Consider the following 17979-nt stretch of genomic DNA (forward strand, 5'->3'; position numbering starts at 1 on the left):
ACACGTCCTCAGGCAATTACGCCCAGCTGTTTGCCGATGCGGGTAAAGGCTTCCACCGCACGTTCAATTTGTTCAGGCGAGTGCGCCGCAGACATCTGGGTGCGGATACGCGCCTGACCTTTTGGCACCACCGGGAAGAAGAATCCGGTGACGTAAATCCCTTCTTTCTGCAGTTCACGGGCAAAGTTTTGCGCCACCACTGCATCACCCAGCATCACCGGAATAATCGCGTGGTCAGCACCGGCCAGAGTAAAGCCTGCTGCGCTCATTTTCTCACGGAACAGACGGGCGTTAGACCACAGACGGTCGCGCAGCTCGCTGCCTGCTTCCACCATCTCCAGCACTTTAATGGAGGCGGCAACAATCGCCGGTGCGAGGGAGTTGGAGAACAGATACGGGCGGGAGCGCTGACGCAGCCACTCAACCACCTCTTTACGCGCGGCGGTATAGCCGCCAGACGCGCCGCCGAGCGCTTTGCCCAGCGTACCGGTGATGATGTCCACGCGGCCCATAACGTCACAGTATTCATGCGAACCACGGCCGTTTTCGCCAACGAAACCCACCGCGTGAGAGTCATCAACCATTACCAGCGCGTCGTATTTGTCTGCCAGGTCACATACGCCCTTCAGGTTGGCGATCACACCATCCATAGAGAACACGCCGTCGGTAGCGATCAGCACGTGGCGAGCACCGGCTTCGCGCGCCTCTTTCAGGCGTGCCTCCAGCTCAACCATGTCGTTGTTGGCGTAGCGGAAACGCTTCGCTTTGCACAGACGAACGCCGTCGATGATGGAGGCGTGGTTGAGGGCGTCGGAGATAATTGCATCTTCTGCGCCAAGTAGCGTCTCAAACAGACCGCCGTTAGCGTCGAAGCAGGAGGAGTACAGAATTGCGTCTTCCATCCCAAGGAAGTTCGCCAGCTTTTGCTCAAGCTGTTTGTGGCTGTCCTGCGTCCCGCAGATAAAGCGCACGGAGGCCATACCGAAGCCGTGGGTGTCCATGCCGTTTTTCGCCGCGGCAATCAGATCAGGGTGATTCGCCAGACCTAAATAGTTGTTCGCACAAAAGTTGATCACATGGCTGCCGTCGGCAACGGTGATGTCCGCCTGCTGGGCAGACGTGATAATACGCTCTTCTTTGAACAACCCTTCCGCACGTGCGGTATCGAGGTCGCTGTTTAACTGTTTGTAAAAATCACCACGCATTGCAATTCTCCAGACTCGGCAAATTTCGGCACATATTACCCAAACCTATACTTCATGACGAGATGACACATTATCTCTTGTCGTTTTTGCAGCATAAATCACGTGTACCCCTGCTGCATATCGGTGAATGGCTGAAGGGCAGCCATACTAATGATATGATAGAAACATTAGCGTCCGGGATTGTCCCCGGACTCCACACTTCAAAGGTTACAGTTATGATCATCGTTACCGGCGGCGCGGGCTTTATCGGCAGCAATATTGTTAAGGCTCTCAATGACAAAGACATCACCGACATTCTGGTGGTGGACAACCTGAAAGACGGCACCAAGTTCGTCAACCTGGTGGATCTGAACATTGCTGACTACATGGATAAAGAAGACTTCCTTATCCAGATTATGGCAGGTGAAGAGTTCGGCGAGATCGAAGCCATCTTCCACGAAGGTGCATGCTCCTCCACCACCGAGTGGGACGGCAAGTACATGATGGACAACAACTATCAGTACTCCAAAGAGATCCTGCACTACTGCCTGGAGCGTGAAATTCCGTTCCTGTACGCCTCTTCTGCGGCAACCTACGGCGGACGCACCTCTGACTTCATCGAATCCCGCGAATATGAGCAGCCGCTGAACGTCTACGGTTACTCCAAATTCCTGTTCGACGAGTATGTGCGTCAGATCCTGCCAGAAGCGAACTCCCAGATTGTCGGCTTCCGCTACTTCAACGTCTACGGGCCGCGCGAAGGCCACAAAGGCAGCATGGCGAGCGTAGCGTTCCACCTGAACACCCAGCTGAATAATGGCGAAAGCCCAAAACTGTTTGAAGGCAGCGATGGCTTCAAGCGTGACTTCGTTTATGTGGGCGACGTAGCCGCCGTAAACCTGTGGTTCTGGGAAAACGGCGTGTCCGGTATCTTCAACCTGGGCACGGGCCGCGCGGAATCCTTCCAGGCGGTGGCTGACGCAACGCTGGCGTACCACAAGAAAGGCAGCATCGAGTACATTCCGTTCCCGGATAAACTGAAAGGTCGCTACCAGGCGTTTACCCAGGCGGATCTGACCAACCTGCGCGCAGCGGGTTACGACAAACCGTTCAAGACCGTTGCCGAAGGCGTAACGGAATACATGGCCTGGCTGAACCGCGACGCGTAAGTATGAAAATTCTGGTGATCGGCCCGTCATGGGTGGGCGACATGATGATGTCGCAAAGTCTCTATCGCACGCTCAAGGCGCGCTATCCCCAGGCGATAATCGACGTGATGGCACCTGCATGGTGCCGTCCGTTGTTGTCGCGTATGCCGGAAGTCAACGAGGCGATCCCGATGCCGCTCGGCCACGGGGCGCTGGAAATCGGCGAACGCCGCAAGCTCGGCCATAGTCTGCGCGAGAAGCGCTACGACCGCGCGTATGTCCTGCCTAACTCCTTTAAATCGGCCTTAGTGCCCTTCTTTGCAGGCGTGCCGCATCGCACCGGCTGGCGGGGGGAAATGCGTTATGGCCTGCTGAACGACGCGCGCGTGCTGGATAAAGACGCCTGGCCGCTGATGGTCGAGCGTTATGTCGCGCTGGCCTACGACAAAGGCGTGATGCGCAGCGCGAAAGACCTGCCGCAGCCGCTGCTGTGGCCGCAGCTACAGGTGCATGAGGGTGAAAAATCCCAGACCTGTAACGCGTTTGGTATTTCGTCCGAACGCCCAATCATCGGGTTCTGCCCCGGCGCAGAATTCGGCCCGGCAAAGCGCTGGCCGCACTATCACTACGCGGAACTGGCGAAACAGCTGATCGACGAAGGCTACCAGGTGGTGCTTTTCGGCTCGGCAAAAGACCACGAGGCTGGCAACGAAATTCTCACCACACTGAGCAACGAACAGCAGGCCTGGTGTCGCAATCTGGCCGGCGAAACGCAGCTGGAGCAGGCGGTTATTCTGCTTGCCGCCTGTAAAGCCGTGGTCACTAATGACTCCGGTTTGATGCACGTCGCCGCCGCGCTGGACCGCCCACTGGTAGCGCTGTATGGCCCAAGCAGCCCGGACTTCACCCCCCCGCTGTCGCATAAAGCGCGCGTGATCCGCCTGATTAGCGGCTACCACAAAGTGCGTAAAGGCGATGCAGCGGAGGGCTACCACCAAAGCCTGATCGACATTACACCGCAACGCGTTCTGGAAGAACTCAACGATCTGCTGTTGAAGGAAGAAGGATAACGGATGCGGGTATTGATCGTTAAAACCTCTTCCATGGGTGATGTTCTGCATACGCTGCCGTCGCTGACGGACGCGATGCAGGCCATTCCCGGCATTCGTTTTGACTGGGTGGTGGAAGAAGGCTTCGCGCAGATCCCCACCTGGCATGCAGCGGTCGACCGCGTGATCCCGGTGGCGATCCGCCGCTGGCGTAAAGCGTGGTTCTCCGCCCCCATTAAAGCCGAGCGCAAAGCCTTTCGTGATGCGGTGCAGGCTCAACGTTACGATGCCATCATCGATGCGCAAGGGCTGGTAAAAAGCGCGGCGCTGGTGACGCGTCTGGCGCACGGCGTCAAACACGGCATGGACTGGCAAACCGCCCGCGAACCGCTGGCAAGCCTGTTTTACAACCGCCGCCACCACATCGCTAAGCAGCAGCACGCAGTGGAACGCACCCGCGAGCTGTTTGCAAAAAGCCTCGGTTATGAAAAGCCTGAGACGCAGGGCGATTACGCCATTTCGCAGCATTTCTTGCACGGTTCGCCGCAGGAAAGCTCGCCTTATCTGATTTTCCTTCATGCAACGACCCGTGATGACAAGCACTGGCCGGAAGCACACTGGCGTGAGTTGATCGGCCTGTTGGGCAACGCCGGGCTGCGCATTAAACTGCCGTGGGGCGCACCGCACGAAGAAGCGCGGGCAAAACGTCTGGCCGAAGGGTTTGATTATGTGGATGTGCTGCCGCGCATGAAACTCGACGGCGTGGCGCAAGCGCTGGCTGGCGCAACGGCGGTGGTCTCCGTTGATACGGGGCTAAGCCACCTGACAGCGGCGCTGGATCGCCCTAATATTACGCTTTACGGCCCGACCGATCCGGGCCTTATCGGCGGCTACGGAAAAAATCAATATATCTGCCGCCCGAAACATTCACCGCAGTTGAGCGATCTCAACGCCACTACGGTATTTGCGCAATTAGAGCCTTTGCTGGCAGCAGAGAGAGCCTATGTCTGATTTTTTCTCAGCGGAGCGCCCACCAAAGCGCGTGCTGATTATTAAACTGCGTCACCACGGAGATGTCCTGCTGACCTCGCCGGTGTTTACCGTGCTGAAAAAGAACTGGCCGAACGTTGAAGTCGACGCGCTGGTCTATGACGACACGCAGGCGATGCTGACCAACCACCCGCATATCGACCAGGTGCACACCATTGGTCGCAACTGGCGCAAAAAGGGCTGGTTCGCGCAATTCCGCCTCTACCGTGCGCTGCTGAATACGCTGAAAGGCCGCCATTACGATGTACTGATTAACCTGACTGAACACTGGCACGGTGCACGCCTGGCGCGTCGCCTGAAACCGCGCGTCTCCGTCGGCTTTAAGCCGGATAAACGCGGCGGCCTGGCGCGTCGTCGCTGGGTGAAATCGTTCACTACGCTCTACCCGGCGATTCAGGATAACAGCCGCCATATGGTAGAGGTGAACCTGGACGCCCTGCGCCGGATCGGTATTCACCCGCAGTCCGATGAAGATAAACACACCCTGTTCGTGCCAGGCGATGCGGCAGAAGCCTCTGTCGCGGAGAAACTGGCCGGGTTTGGGCTACAGAGTAAATCCTATATTCTGGTGCATCCGACCTCGCGCTGGATGTTTAAAGCCTGGGATATCAACAAGCTGGCGGCAACTATTGATAACCTGGCGGCTCGCGGCCTGCCGATTATTCTCTCTGCTGCACCGTCAAAAGAAGAGAAGGCGTACATGGATGAGCTGCGCGCCGCGCTCACCCAGCCCGTGTTTGATTTAAGCGGGCAGCTGAACCTGAAAGAACTTGGTGCGCTGATGAAACATGCGCGTGTTTACTTTGGCGTGGATTCCATGCCGATGCACCTCGCGAGCGCCGTCGGTACGCCGACCGTCGCCATCTTTGGCCCAACGGGAGCCATCAAGTGGGCACCGTGGGGGGTGAACTATCGCGTGATCGTTGCCGGATTCACCTGCCAGCCTTGCGGTAAAGCGGGCTGCGGCGATAGCGGTGTTTCCGACTGTATCACCGCAATCACACCGCAGCAGGTGCTGAGCGCCATCGATACGATGCTCCTGGAAACCTCTGCATGAAGCTGGCGATAGTCCGACAGACCTACAACCCTAACGGCGGCGCGGAGCGTTTCGTCTCCCGCGCGCTGAACGTACTGGCGCAGGATACGTCACTGGATGTAACGCTAATTGCCCGCCAGTGGGAAGACGCTTCCGGCTGGAAAACGCTGACGGTGAACCCGCCGTTTCGTAACCGCATCGCCCGTGAATCCGGGTTTGCGGTGGAAGCAGCCTCGCATTTCCCGCAGTTCGACATTGTACAAAGCCACGAACGCATTCCGGGTGCGACCATCTTCCGCGCAGGCGATGGCGTGCACGCCACCTGGCTTGAGCAGTATGGTCGTATTCTGTCGCCGCTGGCGCGCTGGGCGCAGTCGCTGAGCCGCTATCATCGCTATATTTTGCAGGCCGAGGCGCAGATGTTTACCCATCCGCAGTTGCGCAAGGTGATCTGCAATTCGAAGATGGTGCGCGATGATATCGCCCGTCGTTTTGCCCTGTCGGATGACAAGTTGACGGTGATCTACAACGGTGTGGATACGGCGCAGTTTAGCCCGGATGTACGTGCGCTTTCTCAGCGTGATGTTTTTGGTATTCCGGCCACGGCTCCGGTGCTGGCGTATGTCGGATCGGGTTTCAGCCGTAAAGGTGTCGCCACCGCGCTACGCGCCATCGTGCCGCATCCTGACGTCTGGCTGCTGGTGGCCGGGCGCGATAAACATGCGCGTAAGTTCGAAAAACTGGCCCAAACGCTGGGTGTGGCATCACGCGTGCGCTTCCTGGGACCGGTTGCCAACGTGCGTGAGGTATACGGCACCGCGGATGCACTGATTCTCCCCACGCTTTACGATCCCTTCCCGAACGTCTGCGTGGAAGCGCTGGCCTGCGGTTTGCCTCTGCTCACCAGCCACGGCTGCGGTGCGGCGGAGTGGATCACCGAAGGTCAAAACGGCTGGGTGTGCGATGCGCTGGATAGCGTGGGCTATCAGCAGGCCATCGCGCACTGGCTGAAAGGCCGTGAAGAGGGCGTTAATTATTCAGCCGCCGCACGTGCGACGGCCGAGCCCTACACCCTGGACCGAATGGCCAAAGAGTTGCAGGCGCTTTATCGCGACCTGTTACGCTGAGCCGCGTCGGAAAAGACCTTCTCCATCGCGTCCAGCATACATTCGCGGGTAAAGTGGGTGCTCAGGTAGTCATAACCCTGCTGCGCCAGCGTCTCACGAAGGGCGGCATCGTTGTAGAGTTTCACAATCGCATCACGCAGTGCGTTTTCATCGCGCTGCGCGATCAAAATACCCGTCTGACCGTCAATGATGGCATCACCCGTCCCACCTGCATCGGTGGCAATGGTGGCGATACGTGAAGCTAATGATTGCAGCACCCCCTGCGGCACGCCTTCCATATCGTGAGACGGGCTGAGCGCAATATCAAACGCCGGGAACCAGCGCTCCGGATCGCTCTGATGTCCCGCCATTACCACGCGCTGCTGTAAACCCAGCGCCACAATTTCCTGCTCCAGCGTCGCTTTATGCGGGCCTTCACCCACAATTGCCAGCTTGATCTGCGGGTTATCTATCGCCGCCAGGGCGCGCAGCAATACGCTGTGGCCCTTGTTGGGGCGAAGATGCGACACCACGCCAAGCCAGAAATCTTCCTGCGATAGCCCGCAATGCACACGCGCTTCGTGCTTGTCGCCTGGGTGGAAACGCTGCGTATCCACACCGCTTGGCACGGAGGTACTCTGGGACATCGGCACACCAATGTTCGCCACCTGATGGCGCAGCGCTTCGCCGGTGGTCACGATATGCGAGCAAGCCTTACGGAACAGCCAGCGTGTGGTCCAGTTATTACGCGGCACGCCCGACGCATGACGGGTGCGTACCAGTGGAACGGGGTCAGAAAGCGTCAGATTCGCCAGTGCCACCAGCCAGGTATCCGCTGAGTTGTGGCTATTGATAACATCAATCGATTGACGGTTATCGCTCAACCAGTGACGCAGCATTTTCAGATTTTTTAGATTCTTCCGCTTAAGCGGCATCGTGATGACAGTTAATCCCGCGGCACGCGCCAGCGCGTGCAACGGTGCGGTTTCCGGGCAAAGAATGGTGACCTGATGACCACGCTGAATCATCCCTGATGATTCGTTAATAATGCGCAGAGGCTGCCCGCCTTTGCCACCGTCTGCTTCGGTGTGAACAATATGCATACATTTCCTGTCGTTGAACCGGGATATCTGCCCGATTGGCCGATTATATACGTTGCAACCGAGGTAATGCACAAACGGATTAATCTTGCTTACAAACATTACCCTTCTGTAGTTATGGCATCTGTGGTAATTTTCTCAGGCTTTTATTCCGTCGAAAACCAGTGGAATTTACGCACAGCATTGTTAACTAACCGGTATAGACGCCGAAATTCTTAACCAGTACCAAAACTATGACAAATACTCGTAACATCCTGACAGGCCTTTTAGTACTGTCTGTACTGGCTTTATGTTTTATCTGGCCAATCCCTAATGACCAGCTTCCCTTTCACCGCAATGGACTGATTTACCCGAATATTGTGGTCGCACTCGGTCTTTTTTTTAGCTCTCCGGCGGCGAAAAAGGCGCTGAACTTAAACAAAATTAAGTTCGTTCTCATTGTGCTGTGGGTATTAACTTTCTTTATCCTGATTAACGGCTTTTTTGTTGCCCCTGATATAAAAGAAATGGTGTCGACCTGGGATGGTCAGTGGCTACGCCCGGTATTACTTTTCTGTGCAGGTCTGGTGTTATTACCGGCCATTCAGGATCGCTATCCGTCTATATCCGCCGCCCGCTTCTTTACGTTAATCGTTCTCTTTTTCTGGGGCGTCGTCTGCATCCATTTGCTCGACAGCGCCTGGCTTTACTGGCGCGACGGCGTGATCCACTGGGGTGAAACGCGGATTGTCTATAACCGCACGCGCATGAGCTTCCAGATCAACATGATTACCGGCTTCCTGCTCGCTGAACTGTTGGCTCGCGGCCTGCTTCATCAGCGTTTCTTACGCCTGAACACACCGTTCCTCGCGTTTATGCTTCTGTGCAACCTTGTCTGCACGGCCTTAGTGGATACCCGCTGGGGCACCATCGGTCTTGTCGGCAGCCTCTTCTCTACTTTTATTCTGCTCAGCATGCATAATATGCGCCGCAGCCGCGTGGTGCTGACCGGGGGTATCCTGCTGGGGATTATTATCGCGTCTGCGCTGCTGGGATATGCCTCCTGGAAAACCGATCCCCGCTGGCAAAGCCTGGAAGATGATGCGGTCACGGGCTGGAACGCGCCGTTTAACAGTTTTTGTTACATCAAACCTCACGGTATCGTCCCGCGTAACGACCTGGGTCGTCCGATGAACCACTCCAATGGCTGTCGCGCCAGTTTCTTCCACCAGGGCTGGAAGCTGGTCGGTGAGCACCCGGCGGGAATGGGGCCGCGTAAAGAAGCCTTCCGCTACGTGCTGCGCCGTGATACGCAGGATAAACGTATTAACATCCCGCATAGCCACTATGGTCTGATTGAGTTTGGTATTCAGAACGGGATCGCGGGCATTGCAGGCTGGCTAATCCTGCTGGCGGGTTGCTGGTATATCGGCTGGCGCGAGTTTCGCCATGGCAATACGATGGTGGGCATGTTCCTGCTGTTGTTTACCATCGGTTTCTTCTCCCGAACCATGGTCGACCACAACCTGAAAGATCACTACCTGGAGCAATACATGCTCCTGACCGGGTTACTTGTTGGAATGTGCGCGTTACGCCCCGCTCAACCTAAAGAAGCAACCGCCTGATTGCGTAACCATTGCGCCGATGATAATAAGCATCGGCGCATCGTTATCCGTCAGAACTCTTTTGCCTGTCGGCTGTCGAAATGCCATTGCACGTTACTGTAGAGAACGTTGACCACGCCTCACCGCGTTATATTACGGAGTAAGCATGTCTGGAACGCCTCAATTAAGCCTCGTTGTCGCCGTATATAATGGTGAAAGTTTCCTGAGCGCTTTTTTTGACAGCATTAAGAAACAGAATCTGCCGAGCCTGGAACTGATTATTGTCAATGACGGTTCTACCGACGGCTCCGCAGAAATTATCTCCCGCTACGCCAGTGAATTCAGTGATTTTAAAATCATCGATCAGGCAAATGGCGGTGTCTCAGCAGCCCGTAATACCGGCCTTGCCGTAGCCACGGGCGAGTATGTTGCGTTTCCCGATATTGATGATGTTATCTACCCTGGCATGTACCCGCGTTTGCTGGAAATTGCGCTTGCGGGGCAACTGGACGTCGCAACCTGTAACGGCACGTATATTTACGATGATGGACGCCCATCGAAAAAGATTTTCCCGTCTGACAAACTCGCCTCAACCGGCGTGCTGGATGGCCCAACCTGGCTGCAGATGGCGCTGGAATCACGTAAGTTTCTGCATGTGACCTGGCTGAATATTTATCGCCACGCTTTTATCAAAGCGCAGGGCTTTCGCTTTGAGCACGGCCTGCGTCATCAGGATATTCCATGGACAACCGAAGTGCTGCTGACGGCTAAGCGCGTGCAGTATGTCGATGAAGTCTATTACGATTACCTGATCCACTCCGCGTCCGTCTCCCATACCCCCGGCACGGACGACACGCGTATGCGCTCCTCCCGCCATTACATGAAGATTCTGGAGATGCTGGATGCCATCAACAAGCGCTATCCGGAGCAGGTGAAACGCGTACCGGCGTGCCACTGGCAAATCGCCAAAGAGGGTCTGGGAATACTGCACAGCATTAACAACATTGACGATATGGCGAAAAAACGCGAGATCACCCGTGAGCTTTTTGATCGCGGTATCTGGACCATGATTTGGCAAAACGCGCGCGGTTTGCGCCAGCGGTGGCGTCTGGGGCGTCGCTACTTCCGTCTTAAAAAAATTCTCGGCTAACGGATATTATGAGCAAACTCAAATTACACGCGGTTTCCCGCGCGGATTTCATCGCTAAAAACTACGCAGATTTTCAGACCCTGCTGGATAACCGCATCAACCCGGACGATATCCCGGAGCGTTTTTACTGTGGCGGTCGCGGCGGCTGGACGTTCCAGACCACGCTGGCGCTGAAACATTACTATGGCGACGATATCGAGTGCTCCTTTGGTTCCGAGTGCAGGCCCGACGCTATTAACCTGATGCATAACGACGACTTTGGCTCACGCGTTAAACCGTGGCGCGGTGTAACCGTCGTCGCCCGTGCAGACCGTCCGCCAGTGATTGGTGCCGACGTTGTCGTTGACCAGAACCCGGAAGTGGATAATCACAGCAACCGTATCTTCGTTCCCTACTGGCCACAGCCGGGTGTGAAGCCGCGCGAACGCACCGATGAGACGATCAAAACCGTCGCCTTCTTTGGCCGTGTGGACAGTTTCCCGGACGAGTATCGCGAAGGCAACTTCAGGCAGCGCCTCGCCGAGCAAGGCATCGAACTGCGCATTTCGTTTGATAACTGGACCCATTACCAGGATGTGGACGTGTGTATCAGCTTCCGTAAATCGCACGATCACAAACTGGCCCGTAAACCAGCCAGTAAGCTCATTAATAACTGGCTGGGTAAGACGGTGATGGTTTGCGACGATGAACCTTCTTACCGCGCGATCCGCGAAAGCGAACTGGATTACCTGATCGCCAAAAATCCGGACGAAGCCTTCGAGGCCATCATGCGTCTGAAAAATAACCCTGAACTGTATCGCCAGATGCGTGAGCAGGGTGACAAACGTTTACAGGTCTATTCCCGCGAAGCGGTTGCCGCCCGGTGGTATCGCCTGTTTGAGGACATCTGGCGTAAAGGATTGCACAATCGCCCTACGGTAGTTCGCGCACTGCGCTTTGGCTTTGGTAAAGCCATTCGTCCGCTGACTAAAAAGTTCTGATCGGAATTGAGTCCTTCCATGTTCAAGACATCTGCACCATTCTCATTTTCCCCGCGTCGCAATTTACTGCGCACCGTGGGGCTGACGCTGGCGTTCCTGCTGCTGTTTTCGCTATCCGAAATCATCATTCTGCTGAAAGACCACGTCTACCAGCCGAAAGCCGGGGATATCTCGCTGTATCTGATCATCTCCCTGCTGGCCGCGGCCAGCGCCCGCTTCTTCCTGACCCGTTTGCTCCTGGCCGTGACGTTCATCGTTCAGATTTCTGAAGCGGTCTACTACCAGTTTTACGGTCAGTTTTATGGCCCGAGTGAAGTCTGGCTGGCATTTGTCGAAACGAAAGACATTGCCAGCGGCATCACCGATAGCCTGGGATCGCTGGGCATCTATTTCGCCATTATGATTGTGGCTGTCGTGTTTGCGCTGGTCTTTACCCGTCGTCTGGCACCGCAATGGCATAAATGGCTGGCGATACCGTGCCTGCTGGCCATCGTGGTGATGTTTGTCGGCCAGTTTTATAAAGCCATCGACGGGCAAATGTACAAATTCAACCCGGATCTGCGCCACTCGCTGCTGCGTAATGGTCTGTCCGCGATGAGTTTTAGCGCCATTCGCCTCATCCCGGAGGCGATATCCGGTGAGAACCAAAATCTGACCCACTACGAGCCTTATCAGGTCAAACCGATCGAGGGAACTCAGGCGGGCAAATATTCCATTATTCTGGCGATTGGTGAGAGCCTTAACCCGCACCACGTCAGCGCACTGGGTTACGAACGTGATACCACACCTGAACTGAACGCGTTGCTGCAGGAGTATCAGGGCACTGGCCGCCTGATTGTCTCCAACGCAGTGTCTACCCGCGTGGCGATTCCGATGCTGGTGAATAATCTGCGCGAGCCGGATAACTACGGTGCTTACAAATCAAAATCCACCAATATCTTCGCCAATGCGAAGAAGCAGGGTTATCAGACCGCCTTTATCTCCGCTCAGGGGCTGGAGGGGCTGAGCAACTGGATTGGTATCCATGACATCGATCTGTGGGAAGATACGCAGATCCGTCCGGCACCAGAAGTGGGCGCTGACGTTGTGCTGACGCCATCCGTAGAAAAAGCCACGCTGGACTGGAACAAACCGTTCCTGATGGTGCTGAACAGCCGCGCGCCACATATCCCATACGAGCGTAATATCCCGCAGGGCTTTGCCAAATTCTCTACGCCGCGCCTGAGCGATGACGTAGCGCAGAAGAAGAATGAGTATGACGATGCGGTCCGCCTGTACGACAAAGAGCTGGCATCCGCTATCCGCACGGCGATGGCAAAATCCAGACTGCCGGTGCTGGTGTTTATCACTTCAGACCACGGCGAACGCGTAGGTGATAATGGCCTGTTCGGTCACTCCGTGGTGGAAATGCCGATTGCCCAGGTGCCGTTCCTGTACTTCAGTAACGACCCGGCGTACACCATGAAGGCCATTAGCCCGCAGATACCGCTCAACCATTATCAGGTCGCGACGCTAATCAACAAAATGCTGGGCTATGACGTCAGCAATCCTAACCAGAAAGATGACAGCTTCTTCATTACGGGCGGCGATATCCGCGGCCTTTCAGAGCGCGTCACCTACCATCTGAATGCGCTTCCCGAAGCGGAACGTTAATCAGCAAGGCGATAAACGGGCAAGCAATTGCCCGTTTTTTTATCCACGAATGAACGTAACGCAGTCAAATGGACGCCTAAAAACACCAAAGAGATAGCTTTAAACGGCCCAAATGCTTAGAATTTGCCCGCCGAAACTAAAAAAACGGATAATCGCTTGGAATTGTTGTATACCGCCCTGCTCTACATCATTCAGCCACTGGTGTGGCTGCGACTGTTGCTTCGTAGCCGTAAAGCGCCTGCGTACCGTAAACGCTGGGCTGAACGCTATGGCTACTGCCGTAATAAAGTCGCACCGGACGGTATTTTGCTGCATTCCGTTTCTGTTGGTGAAACGCTGGCGGCGATCCCGCTGGTTCGCGCGCTGCGCCACCGCTATCCATCTTTGCCGATTACCGTCACCACCATGACGCCAACCGGCTCTGAGCGCGTTATGTCCGCGTTCGGTAAAGATGTGCATCACGTTTATCTGCCTTACGATCTTCCCTGCGCCATGAACCGTTTCCTGAATACCGTTCGCCCAAAACTGGTGATCGTGATGGAGACCGAACTGTGGCCGAATATGATTTCCGCCCTGCATGCCCGAAAAATCCCGCTGGTGATTGCCAACGCCCGCCTGTCCGAGCGCTCGGCGAAAGGCTACGGCAAGCTGGGTAAATTTATGCGCCGTCTGCTCAGCCAGATCACGCTGATTGCCGCGCAGAATGAAGAAGATGCAGCGCGCTTTGTCTCGCTGGGCCTGAAGCGAAACCAGCTTGCAGTGACGGGAAGCCTGAAGTTTGATATCTCCGTTACGCCTGAACTCGCCGCCCGCGCGGTAACGCTGCGTCGCCAGTGGGCACCCCGCCGTCAGGTCTGGATTGCGACCAGCACCCATGACGGTGAAGAAGAGATCATCCTGCAGGCTCACCGTAAGCTGCTGGAGACATTCCCGGATTTACTGCTGATCCTGGTTCCCCGCCATCCGGAGCGTTTTAAAGATGCCCGCGAAATGGTGCAGAAAGGCGGTTTTAGCTTCACCCTGCGCAGCAGCGGTGAGATCCCTTCCGGCAGCACCCAGGTGGTGATTGGCGATACGATGGGCGAGCTAATGCTGTTGTACGGGATTGCCGACCTGGCCTTTGTCGGCGGTAGCCTGGTGGAGCGCGGCGGCCATAACCCGCTGGAGCCAGCCGCCCATGCCATTCCGGTCTTAATGGGTCCACACACGTTTAACTTCAAAGATATCTGCGCTAAATTGCAGCAAGCCGACGGTTTAATTACCGTGACCGACGCGGACTCCGTGGTGAAAGAGGTATCAACCCTCCTGACCGACGAAGATTACCGTCTGTGGTATGGTCGCCATGCCGTCGAAGTGCTGCATCAGAACCAGGGCGCACTGACCCGTCTGCTGCAACTTCTGCAACCTTATCTGCCTCAGCGGAGCCACTAATGTCAACGCGTCTGTCGGTCGTGATGATCGCCAAAAACGCCGCCGACCTGCTTCCGGATTGCCTGGCTTCTGTCGCCTGGGCTGACGAAATTGTCCTGCTTGATTCCGGCAGTACGGACAACACCCTGGACGTTGCCCGTGCAGCAGGCGCAAAGGTTTATACCGATACCGACTGGCAGGGTTATGGCGTCCAGCGCCAGCGCGCGCAACGCTATGCCACCGGTGATTACGTGCTGATGATCGACACTGACGAGCGCATCACGCCGGAACTCCAGCACGCCATTCAGACCGTGCTCGCCGCACCTCAGCCCGGCGCGGTCTACAGCATTGCGCGCCGTAATTACTTCCTCGGCCGTTTTATGCGCCACAGCGGCTGGTATCCTGACCGCGTAATGCGTCTGTATGAGCGCGAGCGCTATCAGTACAACGACAATCTGGTCCATGAGTCGCTGGCCTGCGATAACGCTCAGGTGCTCCCCCTGACGGGCGATCTGCTGCACCTGACCTGCCGCGATTTCGCCAGCTTCCAGCGTAAACAGCTCAACTATGCCACCGCATGGGCGCAGGAACGCCACCAGCGCGGCAAGAAGGCTACGCTGGCCGGTATTTTCACCCACACACTGGGGGCGTTTCTGAAAACGTTGCTGCTGCGTGGTGGCGTGCTGGACGGTAAACAGGGCTGGTTACTGGCGGTGGTGAATGCCCAGTATACTTTCAACAAATACACCGAGCTGTGGGCGCTCTGCCGCGGCTACTCAGAGAAAACGTGAGCCATGAGCACAAAAGCGATTTATCCGGGTACATTCGATCCGATCACCAACGGTCATCTTGATATCATCACGCGGGCGGCGTGCATGTTCGACAAGGTGATCCTGGCGATTGCCGCCAGCCCCAGTAAGAAGCCGATGTTCGATCTTAATGAGCGCGTTCAGCTTGCCACCGACGCCATTGCGCATCTGCCGAACGTTGAGGTGATGGGGTTCAGCGACCTGATGGCTAATTTTGCCCGCGCTCAGCAGGCCAATATCCTGATCCGCGGTTTGCGTGCCGTTGCTGACTTCGAGTATGAGATGCAGCTGGCGCACATGAACCGCCATCTGATGCCGGAGCTGGAGAGCGTTTTCCTGATGCCGTCAAAAGAGTGGTCGTTTATCTCCTCAACGCTGGTGAAAGAGGTGGCGCGTCATCACGGGGACGTCACCCATTTCCTGCCGGTGAACGTTCACCAGGCGTTGATGGAAAAGTTGAAGTAGCGCTATTTCTGGCACTGACGGCAATAGAATGTGGCACGCTGAGCGTGCTTCGTTGCAATAATCGGCGTACCACACACTCTGCACGGCTCACCTTTGCGACCATACACCTGCAGCTCCTGAGCAAAATAACCCGGCTTACCGTCGCTTTGCAGGAAATCTTTCAGCGTGGTGCCGCCCTGCTCAATGGATCGCAGCAGTACCGCTTTAATCACCCTGACCAGCAGCGCGCACTCTTGTGCTGACAATGACGATGCCAGCCGATCGGGATGGACCCCGGCAGCAAACAGCGATTCACTGGCATAGATGTTCCCGACACCCACCACCAGCTTGTTATCCATTAGCCAGGGTTTGATCGGGCTTTTCTTCTTCGCGCACTTCTCTTTCAGGTATTCCGCGTTAAAGGCATCGGAGAGCGGCTCAGGCCCGAGATGCGCCAGCACGTTGTGTCCTTCCAGCTCTTTGGTCCACAACCATGCACCAAAGCGTCGTGGATCGGTGTAGCGCAGCACTTTGCCATTGCTCATCACCAGGTCAACATGGTCGTGCTTTTCAGCAGGCAGTTCTTCGGTAAGGATGCGCAGGCTCCCGGACATCCCCAGGTGAATGATGATCCAGCCGTCGGGCAGTTCCAGCAGCAGATATTTAGCACGGCGCTGCACGCTGAGCACCGGTTTGTCGCTGAGCGCATGGATCTCATCGGACACCGGCCAGCGGAGACGCCCATTACGAACGACTGCGTGGAGAATCGTCGCGCCGACCAGATGGGGCTCAATGCCGCGGCGGCTGGTTTCTACCTCAGGTAATTCAGGCATGGTTCCTCCGTTGAGATGCAGAATGCAAAAAACCCCGCAGTTGCGGGGTTTTTCAATACAAGGAGACTAAAATTATTTGATTTTAGCTTCTTTGTACAGTACGTGCTGGCGTACAACTGGATCGAATTTTTTCAGTTCCAGTTTTTCCGGCTTAGTACGTTTGTTCTTCGTGGTGGTGTAGAAGTGACCTGTACCAGCAGAAGAAACCAGCTTGATTTTCTCGCGAATACCTTTAGCCATGATTTATTTCCTCTTTAAGTACTTAGTACTTTTCGCCACGGGCACGCAGTTCGGACAGAACTGTATCGATGCCTTTCTTATCAATTACACGCATACCTTTAGCAGATACACGCAGGGTGACAAAACGCTTCTCGCTCTCAACCCAAAAACGGTGAGAGTGCAGGTTCGGCAGGAAACGGCGTTTAGTCGCGTTCAGTGCGTGGGAACGGTTGTTACCGGTCACCGGACGCTTGCCAGTAACTTGGCAGACTCGGGACATGTCTATTCTCCAAAAATCAAATTAGCTCGAGCTTCGTATGGGGTATCGGCGCCTCGTCAGGCTTTACAGCCCGGTCATCGCAGTTCTAAGTGAACTCTCGATTGCCAGGCCCAAATGCCAAACCCGAGATTCTCAAAGGTGGCGTAGTATACGCTGACTCGGCGGTGTGCTCAAGTCCCGAACAGACAAAGATCCCGATGGATCGCGTGAAATGGTCTAAATCCAACCATGTTCTGCAAAAGAAATATACTCTCCGCGGCCAATTATCAGATGGTCCAGTACACGAATGTCCATGAATTGACAGCATTTGATAATACGTTTGGTGATTTCTTTATCAGCTCTGCTCGGTTCTGCACAGCCAGAGGGGTGATTATGCGCGAGGATCACGCCGGCTGCATTCACTTTTATCGCTTCCCGCACAATTTCACGCGGATGGACCTCCACATGGCTTAATGTCCCCGAAAACAGGCAGCAATGCTTGAGCACCCGGTTTTTGTTATCAAGAAAGATCGCCATAAAGATCTCCCGCTCCGCATCTGCCAGCTGGCTTTGCAGAAATTCTCGCGTCATTTCAGGTGTGAGTAACGTGTCCCCCTCCAGCATACGGACGTTATAAAAACGTCGGGCAAGCTCGGCGATGCCCCTCAGTTGCGCATACTTCGCCACGCCAATGCCCTCTACGTGCTTGAACTCAGCCAGATCTGCGGTCAACAAACCATATAGCGAGCCAAAATGTTGTATCAGCTCACGCGCCAGCGTAAACACCGTTTTCCCTGTTGTTCCGGTACGCAAAAAAAGCGCCAGCAGCTCGTCGTCGTTTAACGACGTGATGCCAAACTGCAGCATTTTTTCGCGCGGTAACATCTGTGTTGCCTCTTCCATGCTCAACCTCCTTATGCTTGCTACCATGCTGCCATAGCCGTCCCCTGACGCTCGACGCTCCTG

At 55.6% G+C, this 17979-nt stretch carries 18 protein-coding genes; 12 read left to right on the top strand and 6 right to left on the bottom strand.

Annotation, left to right across the window (positions count from 1 at the left end; translation table 11 throughout):
- Positions 1-8: 8 nt before the first annotated feature.
- On the bottom strand, positions 9-1205 hold the full coding sequence (gene kbl, locus EoCCA6_RS11110; RefSeq protein ID WP_152082700.1) for a glycine C-acetyltransferase: 1197 nt from the start codon (positions 1203-1205) through the stop codon (positions 9-11).
- 215 nt (positions 1206-1420) lie between these two features.
- Here kbl and rfaD point away from each other — a divergent pair, with 215 nt between their 5' ends.
- The 5 genes from rfaD to EoCCA6_RS11135 are packed head-to-tail and all read left to right on the top strand — an operon-like array spanning position 1421 to position 6594.
- Positions 1421-2353: an ADP-glyceromanno-heptose 6-epimerase gene (rfaD, locus tag EoCCA6_RS11115; protein ID WP_152082701.1), complete on the top strand. Its 933-nt coding sequence runs from the start codon at positions 1421-1423 to the stop codon at positions 2351-2353.
- 2 nt (positions 2354-2355) lie between these two features.
- Complete coding sequence (gene rfaF / locus EoCCA6_RS11120) at positions 2356-3402, top strand: ADP-heptose--LPS heptosyltransferase RfaF (protein WP_152082702.1); 1047 nt, start codon at positions 2356-2358, stop codon at positions 3400-3402.
- A 3-nt stretch (positions 3403-3405) separates the two neighbouring features.
- Positions 3406-4392 carry a lipopolysaccharide heptosyltransferase RfaC gene (rfaC, locus tag EoCCA6_RS11125; protein ID WP_152082703.1) on the top strand — a complete coding sequence of 329 codons (987 nt, stop codon included), beginning with the start codon at positions 3406-3408 and terminating at the stop codon, positions 4390-4392.
- Complete coding sequence (gene rfaQ, locus EoCCA6_RS11130) at positions 4385-5488, top strand: putative lipopolysaccharide heptosyltransferase III (RefSeq protein ID WP_152082704.1); 1104 nt, start codon at positions 4385-4387, stop codon at positions 5486-5488. The genes rfaC and rfaQ overlap by 8 nt, the downstream gene beginning before the upstream one ends.
- Positions 5485-6594: a glycosyltransferase family 4 protein gene (locus tag EoCCA6_RS11135; protein WP_152082705.1), complete on the top strand. Its 1110-nt coding sequence runs from the start codon at positions 5485-5487 to the stop codon at positions 6592-6594. The genes rfaQ and EoCCA6_RS11135 overlap by 4 nt, the downstream gene beginning before the upstream one ends.
- Here EoCCA6_RS11135 and EoCCA6_RS11140 read toward each other — a convergent pair.
- The gene (locus tag EoCCA6_RS11140) at positions 6573-7676 is read right to left on the bottom strand and encodes a glycosyltransferase family 4 protein (protein ID WP_152082706.1); all 1104 of its coding nucleotides are present in this window, start codon (positions 7674-7676) and stop codon (positions 6573-6575) included. The two genes, EoCCA6_RS11135 and EoCCA6_RS11140, sit on opposite strands and share 22 nt — an antisense overlap.
- A 230-nt stretch (positions 7677-7906) precedes the next feature.
- Here EoCCA6_RS11140 and EoCCA6_RS11145 point away from each other — a divergent pair, with 230 nt between their 5' ends.
- The 7 genes from EoCCA6_RS11145 to coaD all read left to right on the top strand — a co-directional run bounded on the left by EoCCA6_RS11145 (position 7907) and on the right by coaD (position 15723).
- Positions 7907-9277 (top strand): O-antigen ligase family protein, encoded by a 1371-nt coding sequence (locus EoCCA6_RS11145; protein ID WP_152082707.1) that lies wholly within the window; start codon positions 7907-7909, stop codon positions 9275-9277.
- Positions 9278-9422: 145 nt separating this feature from the next.
- Positions 9423-10406 (top strand): glycosyltransferase, encoded by a 984-nt coding sequence (locus EoCCA6_RS11150; protein WP_152082708.1) that lies wholly within the window; start codon positions 9423-9425, stop codon positions 10404-10406.
- An 8-nt stretch (positions 10407-10414) separates the two neighbouring features.
- Positions 10415-11386 (top strand): glycosyltransferase family protein, encoded by a 972-nt coding sequence (locus tag EoCCA6_RS11155; RefSeq protein ID WP_152082709.1) that lies wholly within the window; start codon positions 10415-10417, stop codon positions 11384-11386.
- Between the two features lie 18 nt (positions 11387-11404).
- The gene (locus EoCCA6_RS11160) at positions 11405-13039 is read left to right on the top strand and encodes a sulfatase-like hydrolase/transferase (RefSeq protein WP_152082710.1); all 1635 of its coding nucleotides are present in this window, start codon (positions 11405-11407) and stop codon (positions 13037-13039) included.
- A gap of 156 nt (positions 13040-13195) precedes the next feature.
- Positions 13196-14470, top strand: a complete 1275-nt coding sequence (gene waaA / locus EoCCA6_RS11165; protein ID WP_152082711.1) for a lipid IV(A) 3-deoxy-D-manno-octulosonic acid transferase — start codon at positions 13196-13198, stop codon at positions 14468-14470.
- Positions 14470-15240: a glycosyltransferase family 2 protein gene (locus EoCCA6_RS11170; RefSeq protein ID WP_152082712.1), complete on the top strand. Its 771-nt coding sequence runs from the start codon at positions 14470-14472 to the stop codon at positions 15238-15240. Before waaA ends, EoCCA6_RS11170 begins: the two co-directional genes overlap by 1 nt.
- A gap of 3 nt (positions 15241-15243) precedes the next feature.
- Entirely contained in the window at positions 15244-15723 is a 480-nt protein-coding gene (gene coaD / locus EoCCA6_RS11175; RefSeq protein ID WP_152082713.1) for a pantetheine-phosphate adenylyltransferase, read from the top strand.
- A 2-nt stretch (positions 15724-15725) separates the two neighbouring features.
- Here the strand turns inward: coaD and mutM are convergent, their stop codons facing one another.
- From mutM to radC, 4 genes are all read right to left on the bottom strand, one after another.
- Entirely contained in the window at positions 15726-16535 is an 810-nt protein-coding gene (mutM, locus tag EoCCA6_RS11180; RefSeq protein WP_152082714.1) for a bifunctional DNA-formamidopyrimidine glycosylase/DNA-(apurinic or apyrimidinic site) lyase, read from the bottom strand.
- Between the two features lie 72 nt (positions 16536-16607).
- Positions 16608-16775, bottom strand: coding sequence for a 50S ribosomal protein L33 (gene rpmG, locus EoCCA6_RS11185; RefSeq protein WP_003024094.1), 168 nt, complete (start codon positions 16773-16775; stop codon positions 16608-16610).
- A gap of 22 nt (positions 16776-16797) precedes the next feature.
- The gene (rpmB, locus tag EoCCA6_RS11190) at positions 16798-17034 is read right to left on the bottom strand and encodes a 50S ribosomal protein L28 (protein WP_002436699.1); all 237 of its coding nucleotides are present in this window, start codon (positions 17032-17034) and stop codon (positions 16798-16800) included.
- A gap of 216 nt (positions 17035-17250) precedes the next feature.
- Positions 17251-17916, bottom strand: a complete 666-nt coding sequence (gene radC, locus EoCCA6_RS11195; RefSeq protein WP_152082715.1) for a RadC family protein — start codon at positions 17914-17916, stop codon at positions 17251-17253.
- Positions 17917-17979: the final 63 nt, after the last annotated feature.

The sequence above is a fragment of the Enterobacter oligotrophicus genome (assembly GCF_009176645.1).
Lineage (GTDB): Bacteria > Pseudomonadota > Gammaproteobacteria > Enterobacterales > Enterobacteriaceae > Enterobacter > Enterobacter oligotrophicus.